21 protein-coding genes are annotated in these 24793 nt (G+C 65.7%); 15 read left to right on the top strand and 6 right to left on the bottom strand.

Translation table 11 applies throughout. The features are described 5' to 3' along the window. The first annotated feature begins 49 nt into the window (after nucleotides 1–49). Nucleotides 50–727, top strand: a complete 678-nt coding sequence (locus C9F12_RS00095) for an FCD domain-containing protein (protein WP_045993333.1) — start codon at nucleotides 50–52, stop codon at nucleotides 725–727. Nucleotides 728–819: 92 nt separating this feature from the next. On the opposite strand, the gene C9F12_RS00100 is transcribed toward C9F12_RS00095, so the two are convergent. Beyond that, nucleotides 820–1512 (bottom strand): GntR family transcriptional regulator, encoded by a 693-nt coding sequence (locus tag C9F12_RS00100; RefSeq protein ID WP_108447591.1) that lies wholly within the window; start codon nucleotides 1510–1512, stop codon nucleotides 820–822. A gap of 107 nt (nucleotides 1513–1619) precedes the next feature. Continuing rightward, a complete protein-coding gene (locus C9F12_RS00105; RefSeq protein ID WP_108447592.1) occupies nucleotides 1620–3374 on the bottom strand; it encodes an IlvD/Edd family dehydratase in 1755 nt (584 codons plus the stop codon). A gap of 331 nt (nucleotides 3375–3705) precedes the next feature. On the opposite strand from C9F12_RS00105, the gene C9F12_RS00110 reads away from it, so the two are divergent. From C9F12_RS00110 to C9F12_RS00140, 7 genes are all read left to right on the top strand, one after another. Next, nucleotides 3706–4677 carry a tripartite tricarboxylate transporter substrate binding protein gene (locus C9F12_RS00110; RefSeq protein ID WP_108447593.1) on the top strand — a complete coding sequence of 324 codons (972 nt, stop codon included), beginning with the start codon at nucleotides 3706–3708 and terminating at the stop codon, nucleotides 4675–4677. A gap of 57 nt (nucleotides 4678–4734) precedes the next feature. Then, nucleotides 4735–5244, top strand: a complete 510-nt coding sequence (locus C9F12_RS00115; protein WP_108447594.1) for a tripartite tricarboxylate transporter TctB family protein — start codon at nucleotides 4735–4737, stop codon at nucleotides 5242–5244. 79 nt (nucleotides 5245–5323) lie between these two features. Further along, nucleotides 5324–6832 (top strand): tripartite tricarboxylate transporter permease, encoded by a 1509-nt coding sequence (locus C9F12_RS00120; RefSeq protein ID WP_045993329.1) that lies wholly within the window; start codon nucleotides 5324–5326, stop codon nucleotides 6830–6832. 99 nt (nucleotides 6833–6931) lie between these two features. Next, nucleotides 6932–8053, top strand: coding sequence for a mandelate racemase/muconate lactonizing enzyme family protein (locus tag C9F12_RS00125; RefSeq protein WP_108447595.1), 1122 nt, complete (start codon nucleotides 6932–6934; stop codon nucleotides 8051–8053). 76 nt (nucleotides 8054–8129) lie between these two features. Next, entirely contained in the window at nucleotides 8130–9071 is a 942-nt protein-coding gene (locus C9F12_RS00130; protein ID WP_108447596.1) for a dihydrodipicolinate synthase family protein, read from the top strand. Further along, nucleotides 9064–10086 (top strand): D-glycerate dehydrogenase, encoded by a 1023-nt coding sequence (locus C9F12_RS00135; RefSeq protein WP_108447597.1) that lies wholly within the window; start codon nucleotides 9064–9066, stop codon nucleotides 10084–10086. The genes C9F12_RS00130 and C9F12_RS00135 overlap by 8 nt, the downstream gene beginning before the upstream one ends. Next, a complete protein-coding gene (locus C9F12_RS00140) occupies nucleotides 10083–11321 on the top strand; it encodes an alpha-hydroxy acid oxidase (protein ID WP_045993325.1) in 1239 nt (412 codons plus the stop codon). Before C9F12_RS00135 ends, C9F12_RS00140 begins: the two co-directional genes overlap by 4 nt. Nucleotides 11322–11342: 21 nt before the next feature. Here the strand turns inward: C9F12_RS00140 and C9F12_RS00145 are convergent, their stop codons facing one another. After that, nucleotides 11343–11774, bottom strand: coding sequence for an STAS/SEC14 domain-containing protein (locus tag C9F12_RS00145; RefSeq protein WP_045993324.1), 432 nt, complete (start codon nucleotides 11772–11774; stop codon nucleotides 11343–11345). 281 nt (nucleotides 11775–12055) lie between these two features. Between C9F12_RS00145 and C9F12_RS00150 the strand changes: the two genes are divergently transcribed. The 5 genes from C9F12_RS00150 to C9F12_RS00170 all read left to right on the top strand — a co-directional run bounded on the left by C9F12_RS00150 (nucleotide 12056) and on the right by C9F12_RS00170 (nucleotide 16719). Further along, nucleotides 12056–12586: a hypothetical protein gene (locus tag C9F12_RS00150; protein ID WP_204248959.1), complete on the top strand. Its 531-nt coding sequence runs from the start codon at nucleotides 12056–12058 to the stop codon at nucleotides 12584–12586. 338 nt (nucleotides 12587–12924) lie between these two features. Then, complete coding sequence (locus C9F12_RS00155) at nucleotides 12925–13401, top strand: VOC family protein (RefSeq protein ID WP_108447598.1); 477 nt, start codon at nucleotides 12925–12927, stop codon at nucleotides 13399–13401. A gap of 172 nt (nucleotides 13402–13573) precedes the next feature. Next, a complete protein-coding gene (locus C9F12_RS00160; RefSeq protein ID WP_108132599.1) occupies nucleotides 13574–15247 on the top strand; it encodes a carbon starvation protein A in 1674 nt (557 codons plus the stop codon). 17 nt (nucleotides 15248–15264) lie between these two features. Beyond that, nucleotides 15265–15531, top strand: a complete 267-nt coding sequence (locus C9F12_RS00165; protein WP_045993347.1) for a cory-CC-star protein — start codon at nucleotides 15265–15267, stop codon at nucleotides 15529–15531. A 180-nt stretch (nucleotides 15532–15711) separates the two neighbouring features. Further along, entirely contained in the window at nucleotides 15712–16719 is a 1008-nt protein-coding gene (locus tag C9F12_RS00170) for a TRC40/GET3/ArsA family transport-energizing ATPase (protein ID WP_108447599.1), read from the top strand. A 24-nt stretch (nucleotides 16720–16743) separates the two neighbouring features. On the opposite strand, the gene C9F12_RS00175 is transcribed toward C9F12_RS00170, so the two are convergent. Both C9F12_RS00175 and C9F12_RS00180 read right to left on the bottom strand, forming a co-directional pair. Further along, entirely contained in the window at nucleotides 16744–19857 is a 3114-nt protein-coding gene (locus C9F12_RS00175) for an efflux RND transporter permease subunit (protein WP_108447600.1), read from the bottom strand. Next, nucleotides 19857–20981: an efflux RND transporter periplasmic adaptor subunit gene (locus C9F12_RS00180; protein WP_108447601.1), complete on the bottom strand. Its 1125-nt coding sequence runs from the start codon at nucleotides 20979–20981 to the stop codon at nucleotides 19857–19859. Before C9F12_RS00180 ends, C9F12_RS00175 begins: the two co-directional genes overlap by 1 nt. A gap of 435 nt (nucleotides 20982–21416) precedes the next feature. On the opposite strand from C9F12_RS00180, the gene C9F12_RS00185 reads away from it, so the two are divergent. Beyond that, nucleotides 21417–22592, top strand: a complete 1176-nt coding sequence (locus C9F12_RS00185) for an NAD(P)/FAD-dependent oxidoreductase (RefSeq protein ID WP_108447602.1) — start codon at nucleotides 21417–21419, stop codon at nucleotides 22590–22592. Nucleotides 22593–22611: 19 nt separating this feature from the next. Here the strand turns inward: C9F12_RS00185 and C9F12_RS00190 are convergent, their stop codons facing one another. Continuing rightward, the gene (locus C9F12_RS00190; protein WP_108132603.1) at nucleotides 22612–23514 is read right to left on the bottom strand and encodes a LysR family transcriptional regulator; all 903 of its coding nucleotides are present in this window, start codon (nucleotides 23512–23514) and stop codon (nucleotides 22612–22614) included. Between the two features lie 124 nt (nucleotides 23515–23638). Between C9F12_RS00190 and C9F12_RS00195 the strand changes: the two genes are divergently transcribed. Beyond that, complete coding sequence (locus tag C9F12_RS00195; RefSeq protein WP_045993316.1) at nucleotides 23639–24703, top strand: tartrate dehydrogenase; 1065 nt, start codon at nucleotides 23639–23641, stop codon at nucleotides 24701–24703. The last annotated feature ends 90 nt before the right edge of the window (nucleotides 24704–24793 follow it).

The raw sequence follows: 24793 nt of genomic DNA on the forward strand, positions 1-24793 counted from the left end.
ACGTCAATTGCCGACGTACTCTGCAAGCCTGTTATTTGCGAGTGTTGTCATGATCAATTCCCAACCAGCCGAGGTGGCGGCGAGCGGCGAAACGGCGGCGAGCCAGGTGTTCAGTGCGCTGAAGCAGGACCTGATCCGTGGGCGTTTCGCGGCGGGGGAGAAGCTCGCCATCAGCGCGCTGAAAGAGCGCTACGAGGTGGGGCTGAGCCCGCTGCGGGAGGCGCTCAACCGGTTGGCCGCCTACGGCCTGCTGGAGCAGCACAATCAGCGCGGCTTCCGGGTGCCGCCGCTGTCGGCGGAAGAACTCGAGGATATCTCTCGGCTACGTATGCAGCTGGAGTGCATGGCGCTGACCCAGGCCTTCCAGGAGGGTGACGCCGAGTGGGAGTCGCAGTTGCTGGCCGCCAGCCATCGTCTGTCGCGGGCCAACAAGGCCCAGGGCGAGATCGAACAGTGGGAGCAGGCCCACCAGCGTTTTCACCGCACCCTGTTGGCGCCCTGTGGTTCGCACTGGCTGTTACGCTTCATCGAGCAGTTGCACGATCAGTTCGATCGCTATCGCCGGCTGGCCCCGGGCAACCCGGAGATTCGTGACCGCCTCGATGCCCAGCACGGCGAGCTGGTCGAGCTGGCGCTGGACCGGCGTATCCACGATGCCCGCTACCTTCTCGAAGATCATATCCGTCAGTCCTGGGAGGTCGCCAAGGGCGCCTGCGAGCAAGGATGAGGTGACGCCCCCGACTTGCCATACCGGCTTGCGGGGCTTTTGCCTGCCAGTCCTGGGAGGTTGCCAAGGGCGCCTGCGACGGCTGTCAAAGCCTAGCGATTGGAAGGATGCAGCTCGAGGTAGCGATTCTTGGAGGGCAGCAGGTGCTGCCGGCACAGCTCGCGCAGCGCGTGGCGGTCCTGTTGGCGGATCGCCTCGATCATCGCCTGGTGCTCGTGGCGCGCCCGGGACAGGCTGTGGCTGTCGGCGATGGCGATAAAACGAATGCCGTGGGCCTTCTGGGCGAACTCGTTGATGGTCTCGTAGAGGTAGGGATTGCCGGTCGCCGCGAACAGGGTGCGGTGAAAGGCGATATTGAGGTGGAATACCCGTCGCAGATCATGGGCGTCCACGGCGGTGCTGTAGCGCTGGTGGATGTCCTCGAGCTCGCTCAGCCACTGCTCCGGCGCCGGTAGTGGCAGGGCGTCGACACCGGCGAGTTCGAGGATCTCACGCATGGCGTAGAGCTGCTCGACCTCTTCGGGCGTGTAGGCCTTGACGAAGGCGCCGCGGTTTCTGATGCGTTCGACCAGGCCGATGCTCTCGAGCTGGAACAGCGCCTGACGCACCACGTGGCGCTTGCAGTCGAAGCGCTCGATCAGGTCCTCCTCGACCAGTCGCTCCCTGGGGTGCAGACGCCCCAGCACGATGTCCTCCTCGACACTGCCGACGATGTCCTCCGCCACGCTGGTGGCGCTGGGACGACGGGTGCTGTTGGAAGGGTCCTGCACGCTGACCTGGCTCATCTCGCATCCTCTGCGATCACGATGGTGAAGCGGCGACGAGACGGTCCCGTCGCCGACTCCAGTCTATCAATAGCGCTCACCGCCTTCATCGGCTCGAATGACTTTCCTCACTCCTGGGTCGGCACGCGACAGTGGGGCTCGGGGCGGCACACCTTGAAGTCACAGCCCTGGTCGGCCTGCAGGATCTGCTCCATGAACAGCCGACGATAGCCGAGCATCGGTGGCTGCTCACGCGGCGGGGCCGTGGTCTGCTGGCGGCGGCTCTCCAGGGTCTGCTCGTCCACTTCCAGCGAAATACGGTTGGCAGAGACGTCGAGTTCGATGATGTCGCCGTCGCGAACCAGCCCCAGCGTTCCTCCTTCGGCGGCCTCCGGCGATACGTGCAGCACGATGGTGCCGGCGGCGGTGCCGCTCATGCGTCCGTCCGAGATGCGCACCATGTCCTTGACGCCCTGGGTGGCGAGCTTCTTCGGGATCGGAATGTATCCGGCCTCGGGCATGCCCGGGGCGCCCTTGGGGCCGATGTTGGCCAGCACCAGGACGTCGTCGGCGTTGACGTCCAGGTCCGGATCGTCGATGCGCGTCGCCAGATCCTCCAGCGAATGAAAGACCACCGCCCGTCCGCGATGCTGCATCAGCTCCGCAGACGCCGCCGACTGCTTGATGATGGCGCCGGCCGGGGCCAGGTTGCCGCGCAGCACGGCGATACCGCCTTGTGCGTAGACAGGACGGGAGCGTGGGCGCACCACCGGCTGCTCGACCAGATGCACCGCCGCGTCGATGTTCTCGCCCAGGGTGCGACCATTGATCGTCATGGTGTCCAGGTGCAGCAGGGGCTTCAGCTCTCGCAGCAGCGTCGGCAGGCCGCCGGCGCGATGCAGATCCTCCATATAGCCCTCGCCGGAGGGCTTGAGGTCGACCAGCACCGGCGTCTCGCGGCTCATGCGATCGAAGGCGTCCAGGTCGATGTCGATGCCCAGCCGACCGGCGATGGCGGTCAGGTGGATCAAACCGTTGGTCGACCCACCCAGTGACAGCAGCACCCGCAGGGCATTTTCGAAGGCCTTGGGGGTCAGGATCTGGGAGGGCGTGACCCCGTCACGGGCCAGCCGTACCGCCTCGGTCCCGGACTGCTCGGCGATGCGCTGGCGGTCGGCGTAGACCGCCGGCGCGGTGGCGCTGTTGGGCAGCATGATGCCCAGGGTCTCGGCCAGGCAGGCCATGGTGCTGGCGGTGCCCATCACCGAACAGGTACCCACGGTAGGCACCAGCTTGTCGTTGACCTCGCTGATCTCGGCGTCGTCGATGTCCTGGCCGCGGTAGGCCGCCCAGTAGCGACGGCAGTCGGTACAGGCGCCGACCCGGGTGCCGCGATGGGAGCCCGACAGCATGGGCCCGGTGACCAGCTGGACGGTGGGTATATCGGCGCTGGCCGCCGCCATCAGCTGGGCCGGCACCGTCTTGTCACAGCCGCCGATCACCACCACGGCATCCATCGGCTGGGCACGAATCATCTCCTCGGTGTCCAGTGCCATCAGGTTTCTCAGGTACATGCTGGTGGGGTGGGCGAAGGACTCATGCAGCGTGATGGTGGGGAACTCCACCGGCAGCCCGCCGGCCAGCATCACCCCTCGCTTCACGCTCTCGACCAGCCCCGGCACGTTGCCGTGACAGGCGTTGTAGCCGCTGTAGGTGTTGGCGATGCCGATCACCGGCCGCGACAGCGCATCGTCGGTATAGCCCATGCCCTTGATGAACGCCTTGCGCAGAAACAGCGAAAAGTCGGCGTCACCGTAGTTGGTCAGGCGGTTGGACATGCCCCGGGTGGCGTTGTTGTGGTTGTTGTCTGAGTCCTGGCTCATCGATCGGTCCTCGTATCTTTATCGCTGGCGCCGAACAGCCCCTTCGCAGGAGGGCGTTGCGTCGTGGTTCGCTAGCTAGGTTAGGACGAGAAAAGATGGTTAACAAGATTATTGACAATTTTATTGGCGACCGTCTACGTTGAATCTGGCAGTCACGACGTGCCCGGCGCCTTCGCCCCGACTCAGCGCCCCAAGACAGCGCCCCAGCGTCCTGAGACAGGGCCCAGCGCTCGGAGACAGCGCCTGAGCAGGTGCGCGATGACCGCGCCCGTCGCACGTACCAGTGCAAGACAACGATAAAGACAACGACAACCGCACAAGAGGTGCAGCCATGAAACATCGTGGAGCTTACGCCGCCATCCTTCTGTCGACCCTGCTTCTGCCCGGCGCCGCCATGGCGGAGTACTCCGCCGGCGACGAGATCAAGGTGCTGCAGGGATTCAAGGCCGGCGGGGGCAGTGACGCCCTGGCCCAGCTGACCCAGCCGTTCCTGCGCGAGTCGCTGGGAGTGGACTTCGTCAACGAGTACCTGCCGGGGGCTACCGGTGCCATCGCCTGGACCCGCCTGGCCAAGCAGACCGAGGCCGACGGCACCACCATCAGCATCACCAATACGCCGATGCTGATGACCAACTACATCATGAACGACACCATCACCTACTCGGTGGACGAGCTGACCCCGATCGCCAATGTGGTGACCGACCCGGGCATCATCGTGGTACCGGCGGAGAGCCCCTACGAGACGGTGGAGGAGTTCCTGGCCGCCGCCGAAGAGAACCCGGGCACCATCACCGTGGGCAACTCCGGCGTGGGCGGTGATGACTTCTTCTCCACCATCCTGATCGAGCAGGCCTCGGGGATCAGCTTCCAGAAGGTGCCGTTCCAGGGTGACGGACCTTCGGCCACCGCCGCCATGGGCGGGCAGATCGACGCCAGCTTCAACAACCTGGGCAACGTCTACGGGCACATTCAGTCCGGTAGCCTGAGGCCGCTGGCGGTGTTTGCCCGCGAGCGCCTGTCGATGCTGCCCGACGTGCCGACCCTGAGCGAGAAGGGCATCGAGGTGGTGGCCGGTTCCTCACGTGGGTACAGCGCACCGGCCGGAATCCCCGAGGAGGCGCGCCAGCAGCTGATCGACGCCTTCGAGGCACTCAAGACCAACGAGGAGTTCAAGAAGGTCGCCGAGGAGCGGGCCATGAACCTCGATATCCAGACCGGCGACGACTATCGCCAGATGATCGAGGACATGGAAGGCCAGTTCGAGGAGATCTGGGCCAGCGTGAAGGACGAGATCAACGGTTGATCGGTGCGCTTGCCGACGGGCCAGGCCCGTCGGCAAGCGACCGAGGGAGTCATACTGATGAAACTCAGTCGCCTGCTGTTTGGCCTTTTCGCCCTGGGGGTGGCCACGCTGTTCGGGGTCACCTCGCTGGGCTATCCCGACGCCGCGGCGCGGATGCCGCTGATCTACGCGGTGGTGGTGGGACTGTTCGCCATTGCCATGATCGTGCAGGAGTTGACCGCGCATTCCCGCGCGCGGACTCAGGCCTCGTCGAGCGCCGCGCCCACCCTCGAGGGCAGTCAGCTGGCCGAGGGCGAACTCACCGAAGGCGATGGCGCGCCCGCGCCGCCCGCCAGGCCGCTCAAGGCGATGGCGGTGTTCGTGTTCGCCGCCGTCTACATCTACAGCATCTCCTGGCTCGGCTATGTGGTCGCCACGGCGGCCTTCATGGGCCTGTCGCTGTGGCTGGTGCGCCATGTGTCGCTGCGCTTCAGTCTGATCGGCATCGCCGGTCTGATCACCGTGGTCTGCCTGGTATTCATCGGCTTTCTGGGCCTGCCCGTGCCGCTGTTGCCACCGTTGTTTTAAGTCCTGTCGTGCGCTTCGCCACACCGATCGGCTTCGCTGAGGTCGTCATTGCACCCGCGCGAACCTGGAGCCTGACCCTATGAACGACTCGCTTGTGATGGTGGGGCTGAGCAACGTGCTCACCTTTACCAATATTGCGCTGATCCTCGGCGGCACCCTGCTGGGGCTGTTCGTCGGCGCCATGCCGGGGCTGTCCGCCACCATGGCGCTGGCGTTGCTGTTGCCGCTGACCTTTACCATGGACCCGGCGACGGGGCTCAGCATGCTGGCCTCGCTGTACGTCGGCGCCTCCTACGGCGGCTCCATCGCCGCCATTCTGCTGCGGACCCCAGGCACGCCCTCGGCGGCGGCCACCGTGCTCGACGGCTTTCCGCTGTCCCAGCAGGGGCAGGCGGGCAAGGCGCTGGGGGTGTCGCTGTTCGCCTCCTTCTTTGGCGGCCTGATGAGCGGTATCGCCCTGCTGACCGCCGCACCGTTGCTGGGGGTGCTGGTGTTGAAGTTCGGCCCGGTGGAGCTGTTCGCCATCGCCGTGCTGGGCATCACCATCATCGGCTCGCTGTCCCAGGGCTCCATCGTCAGCGGATTGCTGTCCGGCATCATGGGGCTGCTGCTCAGCACCGTGGGCATGGACCTGATCACCGGCACACCGCGCATGACCTTCGGCAACATCAACCTGTTTTCCGGCATCGAATTCACGGTGGCGCTGATCGGGCTGTTCTCGATTCCCCAGGCGTTGATCCTGATCGAAAACGCCCACGACAGCGACAAGGTGGCCAGCAAGATCACCGATCGGCTGGTGCCGCGGCTGAAAGAGCTGCGCACGCTGATGCCCAACATCCTGCGCTCCGGCGGCATCGGTATCGTTACCGGCCTGATCCCCGGCACCGGCGGCGACACCGCGAGCTGGTTTGCCTACAACGAAGCCAAGCGCTTTGCCAAGGACAAGAGCCGCTTCGGCAAGGGCGACATCGCCGGCGTCGCCGCCCCCGAGGCCGCCAACAACGCGGTGGTCGGCGGCGCGCTGATTCCGACCATCGCCCTCGGTATCCCCGGCAGTTCGTCCACCGCCATCCTGCTGGGGGCGCTGATGGTCCAGGGCATCCTGCCAGGCCCCAACCTGCTCACCGACTATGGCGATGTCACCTACACCCTGATCTGGGCGGTGATCTTCGCCAATGTCGGCCTGCTGGCGGTGGGGCTGATGTTCACCCGGCTGTGCGTCGGGGTGACCAAGGTGCCGGACAGCTTCGTCGCCTGCGCCATCATCACCCTGTGCGTGATCGGCGCCTTCGCCATCAACAACAGTCTGTTCGAGGTGGGGCTGATGCTCGGCTTCGGCCTGTTCGGCTACTGGATGAACAAGGCCGGCATCTCACCGGCGCCGATGGTCATCGGTCTGATCCTGGGGCCGGTGATGGAAACCAGCTTCCAGCAGTCGATGCTGATCGGCCAGAACAGCCCGATGATCTTCGTCGAAAGCCCCATCGCCATGGTGCTGCTCGGCATCGCGGTGCTGTCGATCCTCCAGGCCACGCCGGTCTTCCGCTGGCTGCGAAGCTCGTTGCGGCGCGGGGCACGCACCGGCTGATCGAGGCGCTGTCACCGCTTCAATAGCGGTGACAGCGCTTCATCCACGCCTGCAACCACGCTAGCGACAACCACAACAATATCTTGAAAGGAGCCCACCATGACGCGTATCAGCGACGTCCGTGCCCGCACCATCAGTGTTCCGCTGGACCATCCCACCAGCTTCTCCAATCGTCAGGTGTTCAAGCGCGACTACGCCCTGGTGGAGGTCGAAGGCGACGACGGCGTGGTCGGGATCGGCTTCTGCTACGGCGGCAACAATGCCGGTCTGCTGGTATCACAGGCGGTTCGCGAACTGCTGAGGCCTGTACTGCTGGGGGCCGACGCCCATGCCACCGAAGGCCTGTGGCAGGCCATGTATCAGGAGTCGCTGCTGCATGGTCGCTGTGGCTCGGTGATGCGGGCCATCAGTATTCTCGACACCGCCCTGTGGGATCGCAACGCCCGGGCGGCGGGGCTGCCGCTGTACAAGTACCTGGGGGCGAGTGACAGCGACAGCGTCCCGGCCTACGCCAGTGGCGGCTACTACCTCGACGGCAAGACGCCTGAGATGCTGGGCGAGGAAATGGCCGGCTACGTGGCGCAGGGCTTCAAGGCGGTGAAGCTGAAGGTGGGCCGCGAGGACCTGGCCGGGGAAGAGGCGCGACTGGCGGCGGTGCGCGAAGCAGTCGGCCCACACGTGGCGGTGATGATGGATGCCAACAACGCCTGGCGCGACCTGCCTTCGGCGCTTGCGTTCATGCGCATGGCCGAAGCGTACTCGCCGTTCTGGATCGAAGAGCCGTTCAGCCCCGACGACATCGACAACCACCGCCGTCTAGCCGAGCGTACCCCGGTGCCGGTCGCCACCGGCGAGATCGAGGCCGGACGCTGGCGCTTCAAGGAGCTGCTGGACAAGGAGGCGGCGATGATCCTGCAGACCGACGCCGCCGTGTGCGGCGGCATCACCGAGTTTCGCCGCATCACCGCCACGGCGGCGAGCTACGGGGTCGAGGTCTATCCCCACTGGTTCCATGACCTGCACGTGCACCTGGTGGCCTCGGCGCCCAACGCGCGCATGGTGGAGTTCTTCGCCGATGACCAGGTCCTCAACTTCCGCCGGCTGATCGACACCCAGCTTCAGTTCTCCGACGGCAACCTGCTGCTGCCGAGCGCCCCGGGCCTTGGCTTCAACTTCGACAGCGAGGCGCTGGAGCGCTACGCCAGCGAGCCCTGGTCGTGACCCGTCGTCATCGGCCGCTGGTCGGGCGGCGCCCGACCCCGATCGAGCGCTCCACCCCATTTAAGGAAATCGCATCATGACAGCCACCAACCTGGCCCATGCCAGCGACGCCTGGTCGCCGGTGATCACCCCCTTCACGTCGGATCTCGCCGTCGATACCGAGCGCTTTATTGCCCACTGCCGCTGGCTTGACTCCCACGGGGTCGGACTCGCGGTGTTCGGCACCAACTCCGAGGCCAACTCGCTGACCCTTGGCGAGAAACGCGAATTGCTCTCACAGCTGGGGCAGGCGGGCATCGATCCCTCCCGGCTGATGCCGGGCACCGGCCACTGTGCCATCGACGATACGGTCGTGCTGACCCGCGACGCGGTAGACATGGGCGCGGCCGGAGTGCTGATGCTGCCGCCGTTCTACTACAAGGGCGTCAGCGACGAGGGGCTCTATCGCTACTATTCCGAGGTCATCGAGCGGGTAGGCGATGCGCGCCTACGGCTGTATCTCTACCATATTCCGCCGGTGGCCCAGGTGCCGCTGTCGATCGAGCTGATCGCACGGCTGCGCGAGGCCTTCCCCGAGATGGTCGCGGGGATCAAGGACAGCGGTGGCGACTTCGCCAACACCCAGGCACTGATCGACGCCTTCGGCTCCGACGGCTTTGCGGTGTACGCCGGCAGCGAGCGTTTTCTGCTGGATACGCTGCGCGGCGGGGGAGCGGGCTGCATCAGTGCCACCGCCAACGTCAATCCGGCGGCCATCGCCGGGCTCGCCGCCGACTGGCAGACAGCCGAGGCCGATGAAAGCCAGGCAGGGTTGAACGCCATGCGCGATCTGTTCGAGCGCTATCCGCTGATACCGGCGATGAAGGTGGCTACCGCACATTTTTCGGGACAGGCGTCCTGGGCGACGCTACGCCCGCCCTTGATTGAACTGGCCGCAGGGCGTCGCCAGGAGCTGATCGCGGCGCTGGAAGAGCGAGACTTCGCCATGCCGGGACTCAAGGAGGAACAACATGGATAAAGCACCCGCTGCCCGCGATCGTGGGCAGGCGCCTCGTATCGTCGCCCTGAGGCGGCTGGGCGAGGAGGAACTCGCGGCCTTGAACGAGGTGGGGCAGGTGGACTATTTCGAGGATCTGAACGAGGGCAATCGCGAGGCCTTCGAGGCAGCGATGGCCAGCGCCCACGGTCTGATCGGCGGCAAGCTCGAACTCGATGAGGCGATGCTCGAGCGCTCTCCTAATCTCGAGGTGGTGTCGACCATCTCGGTCGGCTACGACCAGCTGCCGCTCGAGGCGATGAATCGTCGGGGCATCCTGCTGTGCAATACCCCGGACGTGCTTACCGAGACCACCGCAGATACCGCCTTTGCCCTGATCATGGCGACTCAGCGGCGGTTGGTGGAGCTGTCCTGCATGGTGCGGGAAGGACGCTGGACGTCCCATGTCGGTCCCGACCAGTTTGGTCACGACGTGCACGGCAAGGCACTGGGCATCGTCGGCGCGGGGCGTATCGGCGCGGCGATCGCCAGGCGCGGCGCGCTGGGCTTCGGCATGTCGGTGCTGTACACCGCGCGGGCACCGAAGCCTGAGCTCGAGCAACACCTCGGCGCCGAACACTGCTCCCTGGACGAGCTGCTCGCGCGCGCCGACATCGTCTGTCTGGCGGTGCCCTACAGCGATGACACCCATCACCTGATCGACGCCGACGCCCTTGCCCGGATGAAGCCCTCCGCCGCGCTGATCAACATCGCCCGGGGCAAGGTCGTCGACGAGACGGCACTGATCGAGGCGCTGGAACAGGGCACCATCGGCGCCGCCGGGCTCGACGTCTTTACCCGGGAGCCGCTGGACGCCGACTCGCCGCTCGCGCGCATGGGCAACGTGGTGGTGCTGCCGCATATCGGTTCGGCCACCCACGAGACCCGTGCTGCCATGGCGCGGCGCGCGGTGGACAACCTGATCGGTGCGCTGGTCGGCGAAGGCCCGGTCAACGCCGTCAACGAGTCATCCTGGCGAGCAGGGAGGGCATCATGAAGCGACGTCTCGAGCGCATCCTGAGCCTGGACGACTTCGAGCGGGCGGCGCGTCGCCACCTGCCGCGGCCCCTGTTCGGCTATGTCGCCAGCGTGGCCGAGGAGGGCGAGACGGCAAGGGCCGGTCGCGAGGCCTTCAACGAGGTGCACTGGCTGCCCAGGGCGCTGGTCAATGTGTCGTCGATTTCCACCGAGGTGGAGCTGTTGGGGCAACGGTTCTCGCAGCCCTTCGGTATCGCCCCCATGGGTATCAGCGCGCTGACCGCCTACCGGGGCGACATGGTGCTGGCCGAACAGGCCCAGCGTGCCGAGATCCCGATGATCGTCAGCGCATCCTCGTTGATACCCATGGAGGAACTCGCCGAAGCCACCGGTGCGGACTGGTTCCAGGCCTACCTGCCCGGCACCCTGGAGGGCATCGACGCCTTGCTTGAGCGGGTCATCCAGGCCGGTTACAAGCGTCTGGTCATCACCGTCGACTACCCGGTGCCGCCCAACCCGGAAAACCATCGTCGCTCGGGCTTTTCGAGCCCCTTGAAGCCGAGCGCGCGGCTGGCCTGGGATGGTCTGACACGTCCGCGCTGGCTCACCGGCACCTTCCTGCGCACCCTGTTGCGTCATGGCGTTCCCCACTTCGAGAACAACGCGGCGACGCGCGGGGTGCCGGTGCTGGCGAAGCACGCCGCCCGCGACTTCGCCGGCCGGCGTCATCTTGACTGGTCGACCCTCGAGCACGTGCGCTCGCGCTTTCCCGGCCAGCTGGTGGTCAAGGGGATCCTGCATCCCGACGACGCACGCCGGGCCTGCCAGGCGGGCGCCGACGGTCTGATCGTGTCCAACCACGGCGGTCGCCAGCTCGACGCTACGGTGGCGCCTATGACCATGCTGCCCGAGGTGGTGAAGGCGGTGGAGGGCAAGGTTCCGGTGATGATCGATGGCGGCTTTCGCCGCGGCGGCCAGGTGCTCAAGGCGCTGGCGCTGGGGGCCGACTTCGTGTTCGTCGGCCGGCCCTTCAACTATGCGGCGAGCGTCGCCGGAGGGGCAGGGGTCGCCCACGCCATTCGTCTGATGAGCGAGGAGATCGAGCGCAACATGGCGCTGCTCGGGGTGACCGCCATCGACCAGCTCGGCCCCCACCTGCTGCGCCGCAGGGAAGGTGGGACGGCGGGTGCCACGACAGCCGCCGATACGGGTGTCGGGGCAGGCGTCGAGACCGGCGACAAGGCATCCGACTGAGCCGCTCGCGCCTGATGTGCGTCAGGCCCCGTGGTAGCCCTTTTGCTCGGGCTCTTCATCGGCGTCATCGGTGGCTGCTTCGGGCAGTTCGGCCACCCACTCCATGGCCGCGCTGTGCTCCTTGTGGGAGAAGGTGCGGATCTCGATCTTCCTGACCAGCTTGTCCTCGAGATGGGCGATGTGCTTGATCCACTCCTTGTCGGTGATCACCGCGGCGCGATGGTAGTGGTCAAGCTCGCCGATCTGGGTCAGGCCATAGCCCAGGTCACGTAGCAGCGCGGTCAGGGTCATCCAGCGCAGGTTGTCGAGTTCCGCCACCAGGCTGACCTTGGGGCAGCGCTTCTTGGTCATTTCGATCAGATCGATGGCTTGCTGGAGTTCCTGCGCGGTCACGGTACCGCCGGCGCGGATGGCGACCACGTGTTCGGCCGGGTGGGGAATCTGCTCGAGCATCTTGAATCTCCTTGTCGGGGACGGCGGGACTCACGTCGTGATGCAGCGTGACGGGATTTTCTCAGCATAGTCGCTGTGGCATCCATGGCGGTCGATCTTCTGTGTTCGACGCCAACGCTTTGCAGTCCTTGTATTTGGTCGTAAGGCTTGACGTAACGATAGCGACAACGGCAAGTAGGCCCCGACCTTGCTTCGAACGTCGCGATAGATGCAGGTGTGAACGCAGCAATGTCGGCGCCATGACCAGACCAGGCATCATCATGCAAAGGAGGGTGGCGAACATGCAAGCGGATGGAGAGAAAGGCCAGACGGTGGGGTGGGCGAGCTGGGCCCTGGCCTTCGGCCTGGTGGGGGCACTGGGCTGGGTCGCGCCGGCCCATTCACAGCAAGCCCAGGCAGCCGACACGTCCTCCGGTCAGGCAACCGTCATCGAGTTGACCCAGGTCGGCTGTCAGTTCCTGGAAAGCGAGAACGGCACCGATCACGGCATTCACCCCCAGAGCAAGGCCGACTGCGAGGCCTTCAACGACGACACCGGTGAGGCGCGGCTGGCAGAGGCCAGGGTGCTGAAAGTGCCCGCCGGAGACTATGTGTTCCGGGTCAAGAACGAGGGCGTGCCCTATGACCTGGGTTTCTGGCTGCGTGGCGACGGCCTGCTCAACCGCGCTCGGCTACCCAGCGTGTCCGGCGGTGGCCTCGGCACCGGTCAGACCGGGGATTTCGCCGTCAGCCTGGAACCCGGTGAATACGTCTACTCCTGCCCGCTGAATCCGACCCTGGACTATAAGCTGGTTGTCGAAGGCCAAGGATAAAGCGGAAGGCTTGCGCGAAAAGTGCCGGTGCTCGCCGACCTTCCGAAGAAAGCCCGAGGCTTGTCTGAAAGGTGCCTGCGATTGTCGACGGCGGGTGCGAGGCGAGGCCAGGTCAATTCTAGCCAGGCTAGACTAGACCCCGGTCAGTGCGCGCGTGCCTCAGACCCACAGGATCGCGACACCTGACGATCGCCTACGCATCCGACGAAAAAGCTTAACCACCTTGATACCCGCTGTGTCGTTTCGACACGGCGGGTTTTTTGTATCTCCAGCATCAGAGTTTTCCCGTCTAGGCTCTCAGCAATAGCTGTCGTACGCCAAAGCGTCAGGAGGGCCAGATGGCAAAGGTCGAACCCCGCGCGCCCAAGCCGCGTATCGGAATGATCACCCTCGGTGTTCACTCGCTCGAACGGGCCATCGACTTCTATCAACAGGGGCTTGGCTGGCCTCGCCTGGAAGACAGCGCCCCCAGGATCGCCTTCTTTTCGCTGCAGGGTACCTGGCTTGCCTTGTACGGCTGGCACGATCTGGCCGATGACCTGATGGTCAACGCCGGTGGCGAGGGCTTTCGCGGCGTGACCCTGGCCTACATGGCCGAGGACCCCGAAGAAGTGGACGCGGTGCTGCTCCAGGCCCGGCGAGCGGGCGGGAACCTGCTCAAGCCTGGGCAGAAGGCCTTCTGGGGCGGCTACTCTGGCTACTTTGCCGACCCCGACGGGCACCTCTGGGAGGTGGCCCACAATCCCTTCTTCTGGCCTGGACCGGGCGAACCCCAGGCCAGGTCCAGCAACGCCAGATCCAGCAACGATAGTTGATCTCGGTCCACATTCTGGCGGATATCCAGGATGCTGTTTTTCCAATAAAAACAAAGCTGTTAAGCAGGGGGTAGGACGTCGAGGAGAGCCTGGTGGCTACGGGTGCTGTGCTTTCAGGAAGGGACCCTCGACGCAAGGCCGTTACCAATAACCTGCCGCAAGGGAGTCGCTCATGAGTGCAGTCATCGTGTTGGTCCTGGGGTTGGCCGCCATGGCCCTCGGGTACTTCATCTACTCGAAGTTCATCGCCGAGAAGGTGTTGAAGCTGTCCAGGGACTTCGTCACCCCCGCCCACGAGTTCGAAGATGGCGTCGACTTCGTGCCGACCAACCGCTACGTGCTGTGGGGCCACCACTTCACCTCGGTGGCCGGAGCGGCACCCATCGTCGGCCCGGCCATCGCGGTCATCTGGGGCTGGGTACCGGCCTTCTTGTGGGTCATCTTCGGCACCATCTTCTTCGCCGGGGTCCATGACGCCGGCGCGATCTGGGCCAGCGTGCGCAACAAGGCCAAGTCGGTGGGCGCGCTCACCGGGGAAGTGGTCGGCACCCGTGCCCGCAGCATCTTCATGATCGTGATCTTCCTGCTGCTGCTGATGGTCAACGCGGTCTTTGCCGTGGTCATCGCCGGCCTGATGATGAAGTTCCCCTCGGCGGTCATCCCGGTGTGGGGCGCCATCCTGGTGGCGCTGGTCATCGGTCAGTTGATCTATCGCCGGATCATCGGCCTTGGCCTGGTATCGGTGATCGGTGTGGTGGCGCTCTACGCCCTGATCGGCATCGGGCCGGCGGTGCCGATCCAGATGCCCACCGAGGTCGGCGTGCTGTCCGGTCAGGCGGTGTGGATCCTCCTGCTGTTCGGCTATGCCGCCATCGCCTCACTGCTGCCGGTGTGGATGCTGCTGCAGCCGCGCGACTACATCAACGGCCTGCAGCTGTTCATCGGCCTGATCATCCTTTACGGCGCCCTGGCGCTGTTGAACCCGGACATTGTTGCGCCTGGCTTCAACAGCGATGTACCCGAGGGCACGCCGTCGCTGTTCCCGCTGTTGTTCGTGACCATCGCCTGCGGCGCGATTTCCGGTTTCCATGGTCTGGTGTCGTCCGGCACCACCTCCAAGCAGCTGGATCGCGAGACCGACGTGCGCTTCGTCGGCTACTTCGGCGCGGTGGGCGAGGGCATGCTGGCGCTGGGGTCGATCCTGGCGGCCACCGCAGGCTTCGCCACCCTCGGCGACTGGCAGGCCATGTACGACGCCTTCGGCAAGGGCGGGGTCAACGCCTTCGTCGAGGGCGGTGCCTTCATCATCCACAACGGCATCGGTCTGCCCCAGGCCACCGCCGCGACCCTGCTCACGGTGATGGCGGCACTGTTCGCCGGCACCACCATGGATACCGGCCTGCGCCTGCAGCGCTACATCTTCCAGGAGTGGGGTGAGATCTACGACCAGCCATGGATGAAGAAGCCGGCGGTGGCGACCCTGCTGGCGGTGCTGTCGTGCCTGGTGCTGGCCTTCGGTGCCGGGGCAGACGGTTCCGGTGGCCTGATCATCTGGCCGCTGTTCGGTACCACCAACCAGCTGCTGGCCGGCCTGACCCTGCTGGTGGTCACGGTGATGCTGATGCGCAACCATCGCCCGGTCTATTACACCCTGATTCCTCTGGTGTTCCTGCTGATCGTCACGGTGCTGGCGCTGCTGGCCCAGCTCAAGAGCTTCTTCGTCGCAGGCAATTACTTCCTGCTGGCGCTCGATATCGTGGTGCTGATCGCCTCGGTGCTGGTGGCGATGGAGTGCGCCTCGGCGCTCAAGCGGCTGCGTCATGAGGTGCGCGGGGAGGCGCCGTGAGCGATCACGACGAGGGTCTGGCCAAGTGGCGTCGCTGGCTATCGTCGGCGCGCCACTTCGCCGAGGAGTCCTACTCGGCGCCGTACCGCGGCGCCATCGCCCGCGCCCGGCGCGACGAGGACGACCTGTTCATGCTGCTGGTGTTCTCGGAGCTGATGGGCATGCCCAATCCGGTGGGCTACTACACTCTGGAGCTTCAGCCACTGTTGATGGAACGGTTCCATGACTGGCACCAGCGCATGGGCATGGAGCGCTCGCCGCTGGACGACTTCCGCTGCTGTTGAACCGGGGGCGGAGGACGATCACGACACCCTCTAGCAACAATTGCCGGGACCGAGCGTGCGCTGGACAGGGGGTAACGCTGTACCGGGCTGACAAGGACAGGGCTGACAAGGGCAGGGCTGACAAGGGCAGGGCTGACAAGGGCTGGGCTGACAAGGGACCAGAATGGACAAGGGAAGACCATGAAGGAACTGCTGGATCGTCGCCGACTGTGGGTCGGCGGCAAGGGCGGCGTCGGCAAGACCTCGATGTCGGCGGCGCTGGGCGTGCTGGCGGCACGCCGAGGCAAGCGCGTGCTGGTGGCCTCCACCGACCCCGCCCATAGCCTGGGCGACGTCTTTGCCAGTGAACTCGGGGATACCCCGCGGCGGCTATTGCCCGGCCTGGACGCCATGGAGATCGATCCTGATCGCGAGGTCGAGGCGCATCTGGCGCGGGTGACCGCCCAGATGCGGCGCTATGCGGCGCCTGCCATGATGGATGAGCTGGAACGTCAGATGCGCCTGTCGCGGCAGTCGCCGGGGACCCAGGAGGCGGCGCTGCTGGAGCGGCTGTCGCGGCTGATGACCGACGACAGCCTGCCCTACGATCTGGTGCTGTTCGACACCGCGCCCACCGGTCATACGCTGCGCTTGTTGAGCCTGCCCGAGGCCATGGCTGCCTGGACCGACGGCTTGCTCGCCCACAGCCGCAAGTCCGAGCATCTGGGCAAGGTGCTGGCCCATCTGACGCCTGGCTCTCGGCGCGACGTGACCTCGCCGTTCGAGTCGGACGACGAGGCAGCGTCCCGGGATCAGGACCCGCGCACCCGGGATATCGCCGAGACCCTGCTGGCGCGACGGCGGCTGTTTCATCAGGCCCGCCGGCGCATCCAGGACGCAAGTCACAATGGCTTCCTGTTCGTGCTGACGCCGGAACGCCTGCCGATCCTCGAGACCGCCCGTGCCGTGGCGTCGCTGGAGGAGGCGGGGATTCCCGTTGCCGCCACCCTGGTCAACCGCGTACTGCCGGTAGAGGCGGACGGCGACTTTCTTGCCGCCCGTCGCGTGCAGGAAGAGACCTACCTTGCGCGTATCGATACGACCTTCGCCCACCTGCCGCGTCCGCGGGTGCCCTGGCTCGCCACCGACGTCCAGGGTATCCCGGCGCTGGAGACCCTGGCCGACTGCCTGGAGAACGCAGGTTTTTAGAACGCTGGTTTCCAGGACAACGGTTCAGTGTGCGTCCGGCGACTGTTCCATCTCTCGCTCCAGCTTGCGCGCCACGTCGCCGGGCGAGCCGGTGCGCCGTGCCATCAGATCGTAGGCCACCGGTACCACGAACAGCGTAAAGAAGGTGGCGGCGGCGACGCCGGTGAAGATCACGGTGCCGATGACGATGCGCGTCTCGGCGCCGGCGCCGCTGGACAGGATCAAGGGCACGCTGCCGGCGATGGTGGTGACCGAGGTCATCACGATGGGACGCAGGCGGGTCATGGCCGCACGCATCAGCGCCTCGCGGAACTCGGTGCCTTCGTCTCTTAGCTGGTTGGCGAACTCCACGATCAGGATGCCGTTCTTGGCGGCGAGCCCCACCAGCATGACCAGGCCCACCTGGCTATAGATATTCAGCGACTGACCGGTCAGCCACAGGCCGAGCAGGGCGCCGCCGATGGCCAGGGGTACCGTCAGCATGATCACCAGCGGATGGACGAAGCTCTCGAACTGGGCCGCCAGCACCAGGAAGACCACCAGGGTGCCGAGTACCAGCAGGAAGGTGGTGGCGCCGGTGGACTCGCGATAGTCCCGGGCCGCGCCCTTGACGTCGGTCTGCACGCCCGCCGGCAGCACCTCACTGACGGCGTTCTCGAGGTAGTCCAGCGCTTCGCCCATGGAGTAGCCGTCGGCAAGGTCGGCCTGCAGGGTGATCGCCCGCAGGCGGTTGTAGCGGTTGAGCTGGCTGGGACCGGCGAAGGCCTCGACGGTGACCAGGCTAGACAGCGGGATCAGCTCACCGGTGCGGTCCGAGCGCACCCGCACGTTGTCCAGGGAACTCGGCGTGGGGGTGGAGCCGCGCTCGCCTTCGAGGATGACGTCGTATTCTTCGCCCTGGTCGGTGAAGCGGGTCACGGTGCGGCCACCCAGCAGTGTCTCCAGGGTGCGGCCGATCTCGCTGACGGTGACGCCGAGATCCGCGGCGCGGGTGTAGTCGATATTGACGTTGAGCTGGGGCTGGTTTTCCTCGTAGTCGCTCTCGAGGTTCAACAGTCTCGGATTGGTCTGGCGAATATGGTCCATCAGGGCGTCGCGCCAGGTCACCAGCTGCTCGTAGCTGCCCCCGCCAAGCACGAACTGCACGCCCTGTTCGGTGCCGCCGCCGAAGCCCTGGCGCATCACCGGGAAGGCACGGATGCCGGGCAGGTCGGCCAGTGACTGGCGCACCTCGTTCATGATCGGCCAGGCGGGTCGACGCTCGGCCCAGTCCGACAGTCCGACGATGGTGAAACCGGAGTTGAAGTTCTCGGTGTTGCCGCGCCCCTGGGGAGCGATGATCAGCACCCGTTCGACCTCGCCGGTCTCGCGCAGGGGCAACAGCCGTGCCTCGACCTCGTCCATGTAGTCCTCCATATAGGAGAAGGTGGCGCCGGGCGGGCCGCTGATGATGACGAAGAAGGTGCCGCGGTCTTCCCGCGGGGTGTACTCGGCCGGCAGTTGAGGATACAGCCAGGCGATCCCGGCCAGCATCGCCACAAAGCAGGCTACCACCAGCCAGCGCGCCTTGAGCACGACCTCCAGGCAAGCCCGGTAGACGCCCTGGGCCCAGTTCAGCCCCTGGTCGACCCAGTGGGCCAGGCGCCCCTCGTGAAGGCTTGGCGACAGGATCTTGGAGGCCATCATCGGGGTCAGGGTCAGCGCCAGCAGGGTGGAGATGGCCACCGCCGCCGACAGGGTCAGGGCAAACTCGGTGAACAGCTTGCCGACGTCGCCCTGGATAAAGCTCAGGGGCACGAACACCGCGATCAGCACAAGGCTGGTGGCAATAACCGCAAAGGCCAGCTGGCGGGCACCGCGGAAGGCCGCCACCAGCGGCGTCTCGCCGTACAGGTGCATGCGTCGATGGATGTTTTCAAGCACCACGATGGCGTCGTCCACCACCAGGCCGATGGCCAGCACCAGCGCCAGCAGGGTCAGCAGGTTGATGGTGAAGCCCATGGCCGCCAGGGCGGCGAAGGTGCCGATCAGGGTGACCGGCACGGTGACCGCCGGCACCAGGGTGGTGCGCAGGTTACCGAGGAACACGAAGATCGCCACCACCACCAGGCCGATGGCGATCAACAGGGTGCTGACCACCTCGCGAATGGCGCCGGACACGAAGGTGGAGGCGTCGTAGTTGAGTGACAGGCTCATGCCGTCCGGCAGGCGAGGGGACAGCCGTTGCATTTCGGCGCGCACCGCCTTGGACAGCGCCATGACGTTGGCGGTGGACTGCTTGACCATGCCAAGGCCCACCACCGTCTGGCCGTTGCCGCGAAACAGCGAGCGCTCCTCCACGGTGCCGAGTTCCACCCGGGCCACGTCGGCCAGGCGCACCAAATAGCCGCCTTCGCCGCGATCGAGCACCAGGGCGCGGAAGTCCTCGGGGGTCGAGAAGCTTCGTGGCAGGCGCACCATGAACTGACGATCCTGTGACTCCACCGCGCCGCCGGGCAGCTCGACGTTTTCAGCCCTGAGTGCGGACTCCACGTCGCTGACGGTCAGGCCGCGGGCGGCCAGGGCGTCATTGTCGAGCCACACCCGCATGGCGTATTCCTTGGCGCCGCCGACGAACACCCCGGAAACGCCTTCCTGCACCGAGAAGCTGTCCACCAGGTAGCGCTCGGCGTAGTCGGTCAGCTCCGCCGTGGTATAGCCCTCGCCGGACAGCATCAGCCACATCACCACCTCGGAGCTGGTGTCCTCCTTGCGCACCTCCGGTGGGTCGGCCTCGTCCGGCAGATTGTCGGCGGCACCGGAAATTCGGTCGCGCATGTCATTGGCGGCGGCGTCGATGTCGGTGGACAGGCTGAACTCGACGTTGATATTGGAGCTGCCGTCGGTGGAGGTGGAGGAGATCACCTCGATGCCGGCGATGCCGGCGATGCGCTCTTCGAGTACCTGGGTGATACGGGTCTCGACCACGTCGGCGGACGCCCCGGGGTAAGCGGTGCGGATGCTGACGATGGGCGGATCGATGGTCGGGTATTCCTGCAGCGGCAGACGGGTCAGCGCCAGCAGGCCGAAGGCGACGATCAGGGCGGCGAGGACGGTGGCCAGCACCGGGCGCTGGACGGAAACGTCGGACAGGCGCATCAGGTGTCGTCTCCCTGGCGCTGCTCGAGCAGAATGTCGCTGACGCTGGTGGTGTCGTCCTCGACGCCGATCAGCGTGATCCGGGAGGCTTCATGCAGGCGGTCATTGCCGTGGGTGACCACCAGCTCGCCGGCCTCGAGTCCCTTGACGACTTCCACGTCGCCTTCGCGCCGCGAGCCTACCTCGATATCCCGGCGGACCACCTCACCGGCCTCGGTCGACGTCGGCTCACGCGTGGTCAGTACCCACACCCGCTGGCGCTGGCCTTCCGGGACCAGCGCGGACTCGGGAATCACCAGCGCCTGACGCGGGCTTCTGGCGATGGTCACCCGCATCAGCATGCCGGGACGCAGCAGCCTCTCTTCATTGTCGAGCAGGGCACGCACCGAGATGCTGCGGCTGATAGGGTCGATGCGCGAGTCGATGGTGGCGATCTCGCCCTCGAACACCCGGTCCGGGTAGGCCGCGGTGGTGGCGGTAAGCGTGAGCCCCCGTGACAGCGAACCGAGCTGGACCTCGGGCACGTCGAAGTCGAGCTTCATGTGGGAGACGTCGTCCAGGGTGGTCAGCTCGGTGCCCGGAGTGACCAGGGTGCCGACGCTGATGTCACGCACCCCGACCACGCCGTCGAAGGGCGCCTTGACCCGGTAGTTCTCGAGCATCGCCTCGAGCCCGGCGATGGTCGCGTCCACCTGCTGAAGCTGGGCACGGCTGTCCTCGACGTCGGCGCGGGGCGCCAGATTGCGGCTTTCGAGCTGAGCGAAGCGATTGACCGCGTTCTGTCGCTCGGTGCGCAGTGCCTGGGCCTCACGCAGGGCGGCGCGTTCCTCGATGTCGGACAGCTCCACCAGCACATCGCCACGGCTGACCTCTTCGCCGCCCTCGAAGTTGAGCGCCGAGACGGTGTCGGTCACCGTGGCCGACAGGGTCACGCTCTCGTTGGCCGACAGCGTCCCCAGCGACTCCAGCGGATCGGACCAGGCCTCCTGGGTCACCTCGGCGGCGATCACCGGGGTGGGGGGAGGCCCCTGGGTGCCGGCACCGCGCTGCTGCGCCAGGCTGGGCGACACCACACCCGCCAGCACCGGGGCCAACACCAGAGCCAGGGCCAGGCGAACCCCCATCCTCCCTGGTCTCGACGTGCGATGCGATAGGGTCCTGGGGCAACGAACTGACGGCATGGCAAGCTTCCTGCGTTGGGCATTCTACGGTGGACGGCGCTCGAGGCGTGGCCGACGCACAGCGTAAACGATCGGATACGATGGTCGTACACAAGTGTCCGAGGATAGCGACAGCATGCCTGAGACATGGCCTCGCTGGCTTGAGCAAGGTGCGGGTTGCACAATCTTTTCGCAAGTCGTTCGCCGAGTAACAACAGGCCGTTGCATGCCACGGTGTTTCAGGGCGAATCGAGTGGACGGCTCTGCTAGTATGGCGGGCTTTTGTTGCGCCAAGGGTTTCGGCAGCGCGCTTGCACATGGCGACCAGCCCAGGGTGAGGCGCTGCCGACGAGGGCGTCAGGGCGTGATGCGAACAACGGGCGGTGAGGGGAATGATCCATGAAGGTTGACGTGGTAGTGATTGGTGCCGGAGCCGCCGGTCTGATGTGTGCGCTGACGGCGGGCTACGCCGGACGCTCGGTGCTGGTGATCGATCACGCCAACAAGCCGGGCAAGAAGATCCTGATGTCCGGCGGCGGGCGCTGCAACTTCACCAATATGGCGACGACCCCGGCCAACTTCTTCTCCGCCAATCCCCACTTCTGCATCTCGGCGCTCAAGCGCTATCGCCCGGAGCACTTCGTCGAGCTGGTCGAACGCCACGGCCTCGAGTACGTCGAGAAGGCGCCGGGACAGTTGTTCTGCGCCGACTCCGCCAAGGACCTGCTCCAGGTGCTGCTGACCGAATGCGACTGGGCCGGCGTCGAGCTACGCCTGAAGACCAGTGTCGAGCGCATCGAACGCCAGGGCGAGGGCATGCGCCTGGCCACCTCCGCCGGGCGCATCGATGCCGGTGCAGTGGTCGTCGCCACCGGTGGGCTGTCGATCCCCAGCATGGGCGCCACCGGCTTTGGCTACGATATCGCCCGTCAGTTCGGCCTGGAGGTCACCGAGACCCGGGCGGCGCTGGTGCCCTTTGCCCTGACCTCGCAGTGGAAGGAGCGGGCGGCGGCGCTTGCCGGGGTGTCCACCGACGTCGTCGCCCGCTGTCGCGGGGGCGAGTATCGTGAACCCTTGCTGTTTACCCACCGTGGGCTGTCCGGTCCAGCCATGCTGCAGATCTCCAGCTACTGGCAGCACGGCGACGACCTCGAGATCGACCTGATGCCCGGCAAGGACGCCTTCGAGGCGCTGTGTCAGGCCCGCCGCGATACCCCCAAGCGTCGCCTGTCTACCTGGCTGTCCGAGCATTACCCCAAGCGCCTGGCGCAGTCCCTGGTGGAGTGGCAGGGCGATGACGGCGTACTCGCCGAGCGCTCCAACGCAAGCCTTGCGGCCTGGGCGGACTTCCTCAACCGCTTTCGCATCAAGCCCGCCGGCACCGAAGGCTGGCGCACCGCCGAGGTGACCATGGGCGGCGTCGGCGTCGACGCCATCTCGTCGAAGACCTTCGAAGTCCAGGGCCTGCCCCAGCTTCGCTTTATCGGCGAGGTGCTCGATGTCACCGGCGAACTCGGCGGCTACAACTTCCAGTGGGCCTGGGCGTCGGCCGTGGCCTGCGGCCAGTCGGTGTAGACGCTTCGTCCCCCCCTGCCTACTCATGCGACGGCAAGGCCTCCATCTCGCTGACCAGATGGTCGATGAAGCGGCGGATGCGGATCGGCAGGTGATCGGCGTAGGGGTAGACCGCGTAGATGTCGGCGTTGGGTAGCTGGTAGTCCGGCAGCACCCGTACCAGGCGTCCCTGCTCCAGATGTTCGTGCACGTCCCACTCGGCGCGCACGGCGATGCCGTGGCCGCGAATGGCCCAGGTCAGCACGCTCTCGCCGTCGTTGGCCGACAGGTTGCCACGGACCTTGACCTGATGGTGACGTTCTCCCCGGGTGAAGCGCCAGTTGCCGTAGGTGTCCTCGTTCTGTCTGAGCACGATGCAGTTGTGTTCGCTCAATGCTTCCGGGGTGTCGGGATGCCCGTGTTTCTTCAGATATTCGGGTGATGCACAAAGCAGACGTCGGTGGGAGGCGATCTTTCTGGCATGCAGTCCCGAGTCGGGAAGGGTGCCGAATCGGATACCGATATCGAAGGCATTTGCCACCAGATTAAGCGGGTGATCCGAGAGGTGAAGCTGACAGTCGATATCGGGGAATTGTTCGACGAAAGATGCGACGAAAGGAGCAATGTGACGTCGACCGAATCCGAAGGGGGCGTTGATTCTTATCTGTCCCGAGGCTTCGTCGGCGTTCACCTTTAGTGCATGGTGAAGCGCTTCCATGTCGGCCAGCATGCGCTTCGCGTAGCGCAACATGACGACCCCGTCCGGGGTCAGACTCATGGCTCTCGGGGTGCGGTAAAAAAGCTGGGTGTCCAGGGATTTTTCCAGATTTGCCAAGCGCTTGCTGGCAGCAGCCGGGGTGATGTCGAGATCCTTTGCGGTGCGCGACAGGCTGCCCGCTTCACACAGGATGACAAAGAATTCGAGGTCGGCAAGCGATTTCATGGTTAACCCAGGCGTCATGGTAGCTTCAACCGCCAGTCTATTGCCGCCAATTGTCCCTGTCACCTAGCCTTCGTGAACCCGGCAAGACCTCCGGTTTACAGAATCTTCAGTGAGGTGACAGCAGATGAGAACGCATAAGGTGGCGGTGATTCCCGGTGACGGTATCGGCCTTGAGGTCATCGAGGCAGGCAAGCAGGTCATCGAGGCGCTGGCCAAGAAGAGCGGCGACTTCAACTTCGAATTCGAGGACTTCGACTGGAGCTCGAAGCGCTATCTGGAACAGGGCGAGTACATCCCCGAGGGTGGCCTCGCGAAGCTCGCGAAGTTCGACGCCATCTACTTTGGCGCCGTGGGCAGCCAGGACGTGCCCGACCACGTGTCGCTGTGGGATCTGCGCCTGGCCATCTGCCAGGGCTTCGATCAGTACGCCAATGTGCGCCCGGCGCGGGTGCTGCCGGGCGTGAAGAGTCGTCTCGAGGGCGCCGACAAGATCGACTGGGTGATCATCCGCGAGAACAGCGAGGGTGAATACTCCGGCAACGGCGGGCGCGTGCACCAGGGGCTGCCCGACGAGATCGGCACCGAGCTTTCCATCTTCTCGCGCAAGGGCATCGAGCGGATCCATCGCTTTGCCTTCGAGATGGCCCAGAGCCGCCCGCGCAAGAAGCTGACCCTGGTGACCAAGTCCAACGCCCAGCGTCACGGCATGGTGCTGTGGGACGAGGTGTTCTTCGAGGTGGCCAAGGACTTCCCCGAGGTCGAGATCGATCGTGAGCTGGTCGATGCGGTGACCACCCGCATGGTGCTCAAGCCCGAGACCCTGGATGTGGTGGTCGCCACCAACCTGCACGCCGACATCCTCTCGGATCTTGCGGCAGCGCTTTCCGGCAGCCTGGGTATTGCGCCTACCGCCAACCTCAACCCCGAGCGCAGCTTCCCCTCCATGTTCGAGCCGATCCATGGCTCTGCCTTCGATATCGCGGGCCAGGGGATCGCCAATCCGGTGGGCTCGTTCTGGACCGCGGCGATGATGCTCGAATACCTCGGCGAGAACACCGCCGCCGAGCGCCTGATGGCGGCCATCGAGCGCCTGACCGAGTCCGGCATGCAGACCAAGGACCTGGGCGGCGACGCCATGACCCGCGACGTGACGGCGGCCATCTGCGCCGACATCGAGGCCCAGGGCTGAGTCTGAGATCCCCGTCGTTTCCTGCCCCCTGCGGGCAGGAGGCGATGACCTTGCCCCCGTCGGATGGCATCGATGCCGAAACACCGACGC

The sequence above is a fragment of the Halomonas sp. BN3-1 genome, from assembly GCF_003056325.1.
Lineage (GTDB): Bacteria > Pseudomonadota > Gammaproteobacteria > Pseudomonadales > Halomonadaceae > Halomonas > Halomonas litopenaei.

Bases quoted from the DNA above. Each gene is read 5' to 3' on its own strand.
- C9F12_RS00100 (WP_108447591.1), bottom strand. From the start codon at position 1,512: ATGAGCCAGGTCAGCGTGCAGGACCCTTCCAACAGCACCCGTCGTCCC.
- C9F12_RS00185 (WP_108447602.1), top strand. From the start codon at position 21,417: ATGAAGGTTGACGTGGTAGTGATTGGTGCCGGAGCCGCCGGTCTGATG.
- C9F12_RS00180 (WP_108447601.1), bottom strand. From the start codon at position 20,981: ATGGGGGTTCGCCTGGCCCTGGCTCTGGTGTTGGCCCCGGTGCTGGCG.
- C9F12_RS00145 (WP_045993324.1), bottom strand. From the start codon at position 11,774: ATGCTCGAGCAGATTCCCCACCCGGCCGAACACGTGGTCGCCATCCGC.
- C9F12_RS00170 (WP_108447599.1), top strand. From the start codon at position 15,712: ATGAAGGAACTGCTGGATCGTCGCCGACTGTGGGTCGGCGGCAAGGGC.
- C9F12_RS00110 (WP_108447593.1), top strand. From the start codon at position 3,706: ATGAAACATCGTGGAGCTTACGCCGCCATCCTTCTGTCGACCCTGCTT.
- C9F12_RS00135 (WP_108447597.1), top strand. From the start codon at position 9,064: ATGGATAAAGCACCCGCTGCCCGCGATCGTGGGCAGGCGCCTCGTATC.
- C9F12_RS00175 (WP_108447600.1), bottom strand. From the start codon at position 19,857: ATGCGCCTGTCCGACGTTTCCGTCCAGCGCCCGGTGCTGGCCACCGTC.
- C9F12_RS00125 (WP_108447595.1), top strand. From the start codon at position 6,932: ATGACGCGTATCAGCGACGTCCGTGCCCGCACCATCAGTGTTCCGCTG.
- C9F12_RS00190 (WP_108132603.1), bottom strand. From the start codon at position 23,514: ATGAAATCGCTTGCCGACCTCGAATTCTTTGTCATCCTGTGTGAAGCG.
- C9F12_RS00140 (WP_045993325.1), top strand. From the start codon at position 10,083: ATGAAGCGACGTCTCGAGCGCATCCTGAGCCTGGACGACTTCGAGCGG.
- C9F12_RS00120 (WP_045993329.1), top strand. From the start codon at position 5,324: ATGAACGACTCGCTTGTGATGGTGGGGCTGAGCAACGTGCTCACCTTT.
- C9F12_RS00150 (WP_204248959.1), top strand. From the start codon at position 12,056: ATGCAAGCGGATGGAGAGAAAGGCCAGACGGTGGGGTGGGCGAGCTGG.
- C9F12_RS00105 (WP_108447592.1), bottom strand. From the start codon at position 3,374: ATGAGCCAGGACTCAGACAACAACCACAACAACGCCACCCGGGGCATG.
- C9F12_RS00095 (WP_045993333.1), top strand. From the start codon at position 50: ATGATCAATTCCCAACCAGCCGAGGTGGCGGCGAGCGGCGAAACGGCG.
- C9F12_RS00195 (WP_045993316.1), top strand. From the start codon at position 23,639: ATGAGAACGCATAAGGTGGCGGTGATTCCCGGTGACGGTATCGGCCTT.
- C9F12_RS00155 (WP_108447598.1), top strand. From the start codon at position 12,925: ATGGCAAAGGTCGAACCCCGCGCGCCCAAGCCGCGTATCGGAATGATC.
- C9F12_RS00130 (WP_108447596.1), top strand. From the start codon at position 8,130: ATGACAGCCACCAACCTGGCCCATGCCAGCGACGCCTGGTCGCCGGTG.
- C9F12_RS00160 (WP_108132599.1), top strand. From the start codon at position 13,574: ATGAGTGCAGTCATCGTGTTGGTCCTGGGGTTGGCCGCCATGGCCCTC.
- C9F12_RS00115 (WP_108447594.1), top strand. From the start codon at position 4,735: ATGAAACTCAGTCGCCTGCTGTTTGGCCTTTTCGCCCTGGGGGTGGCC.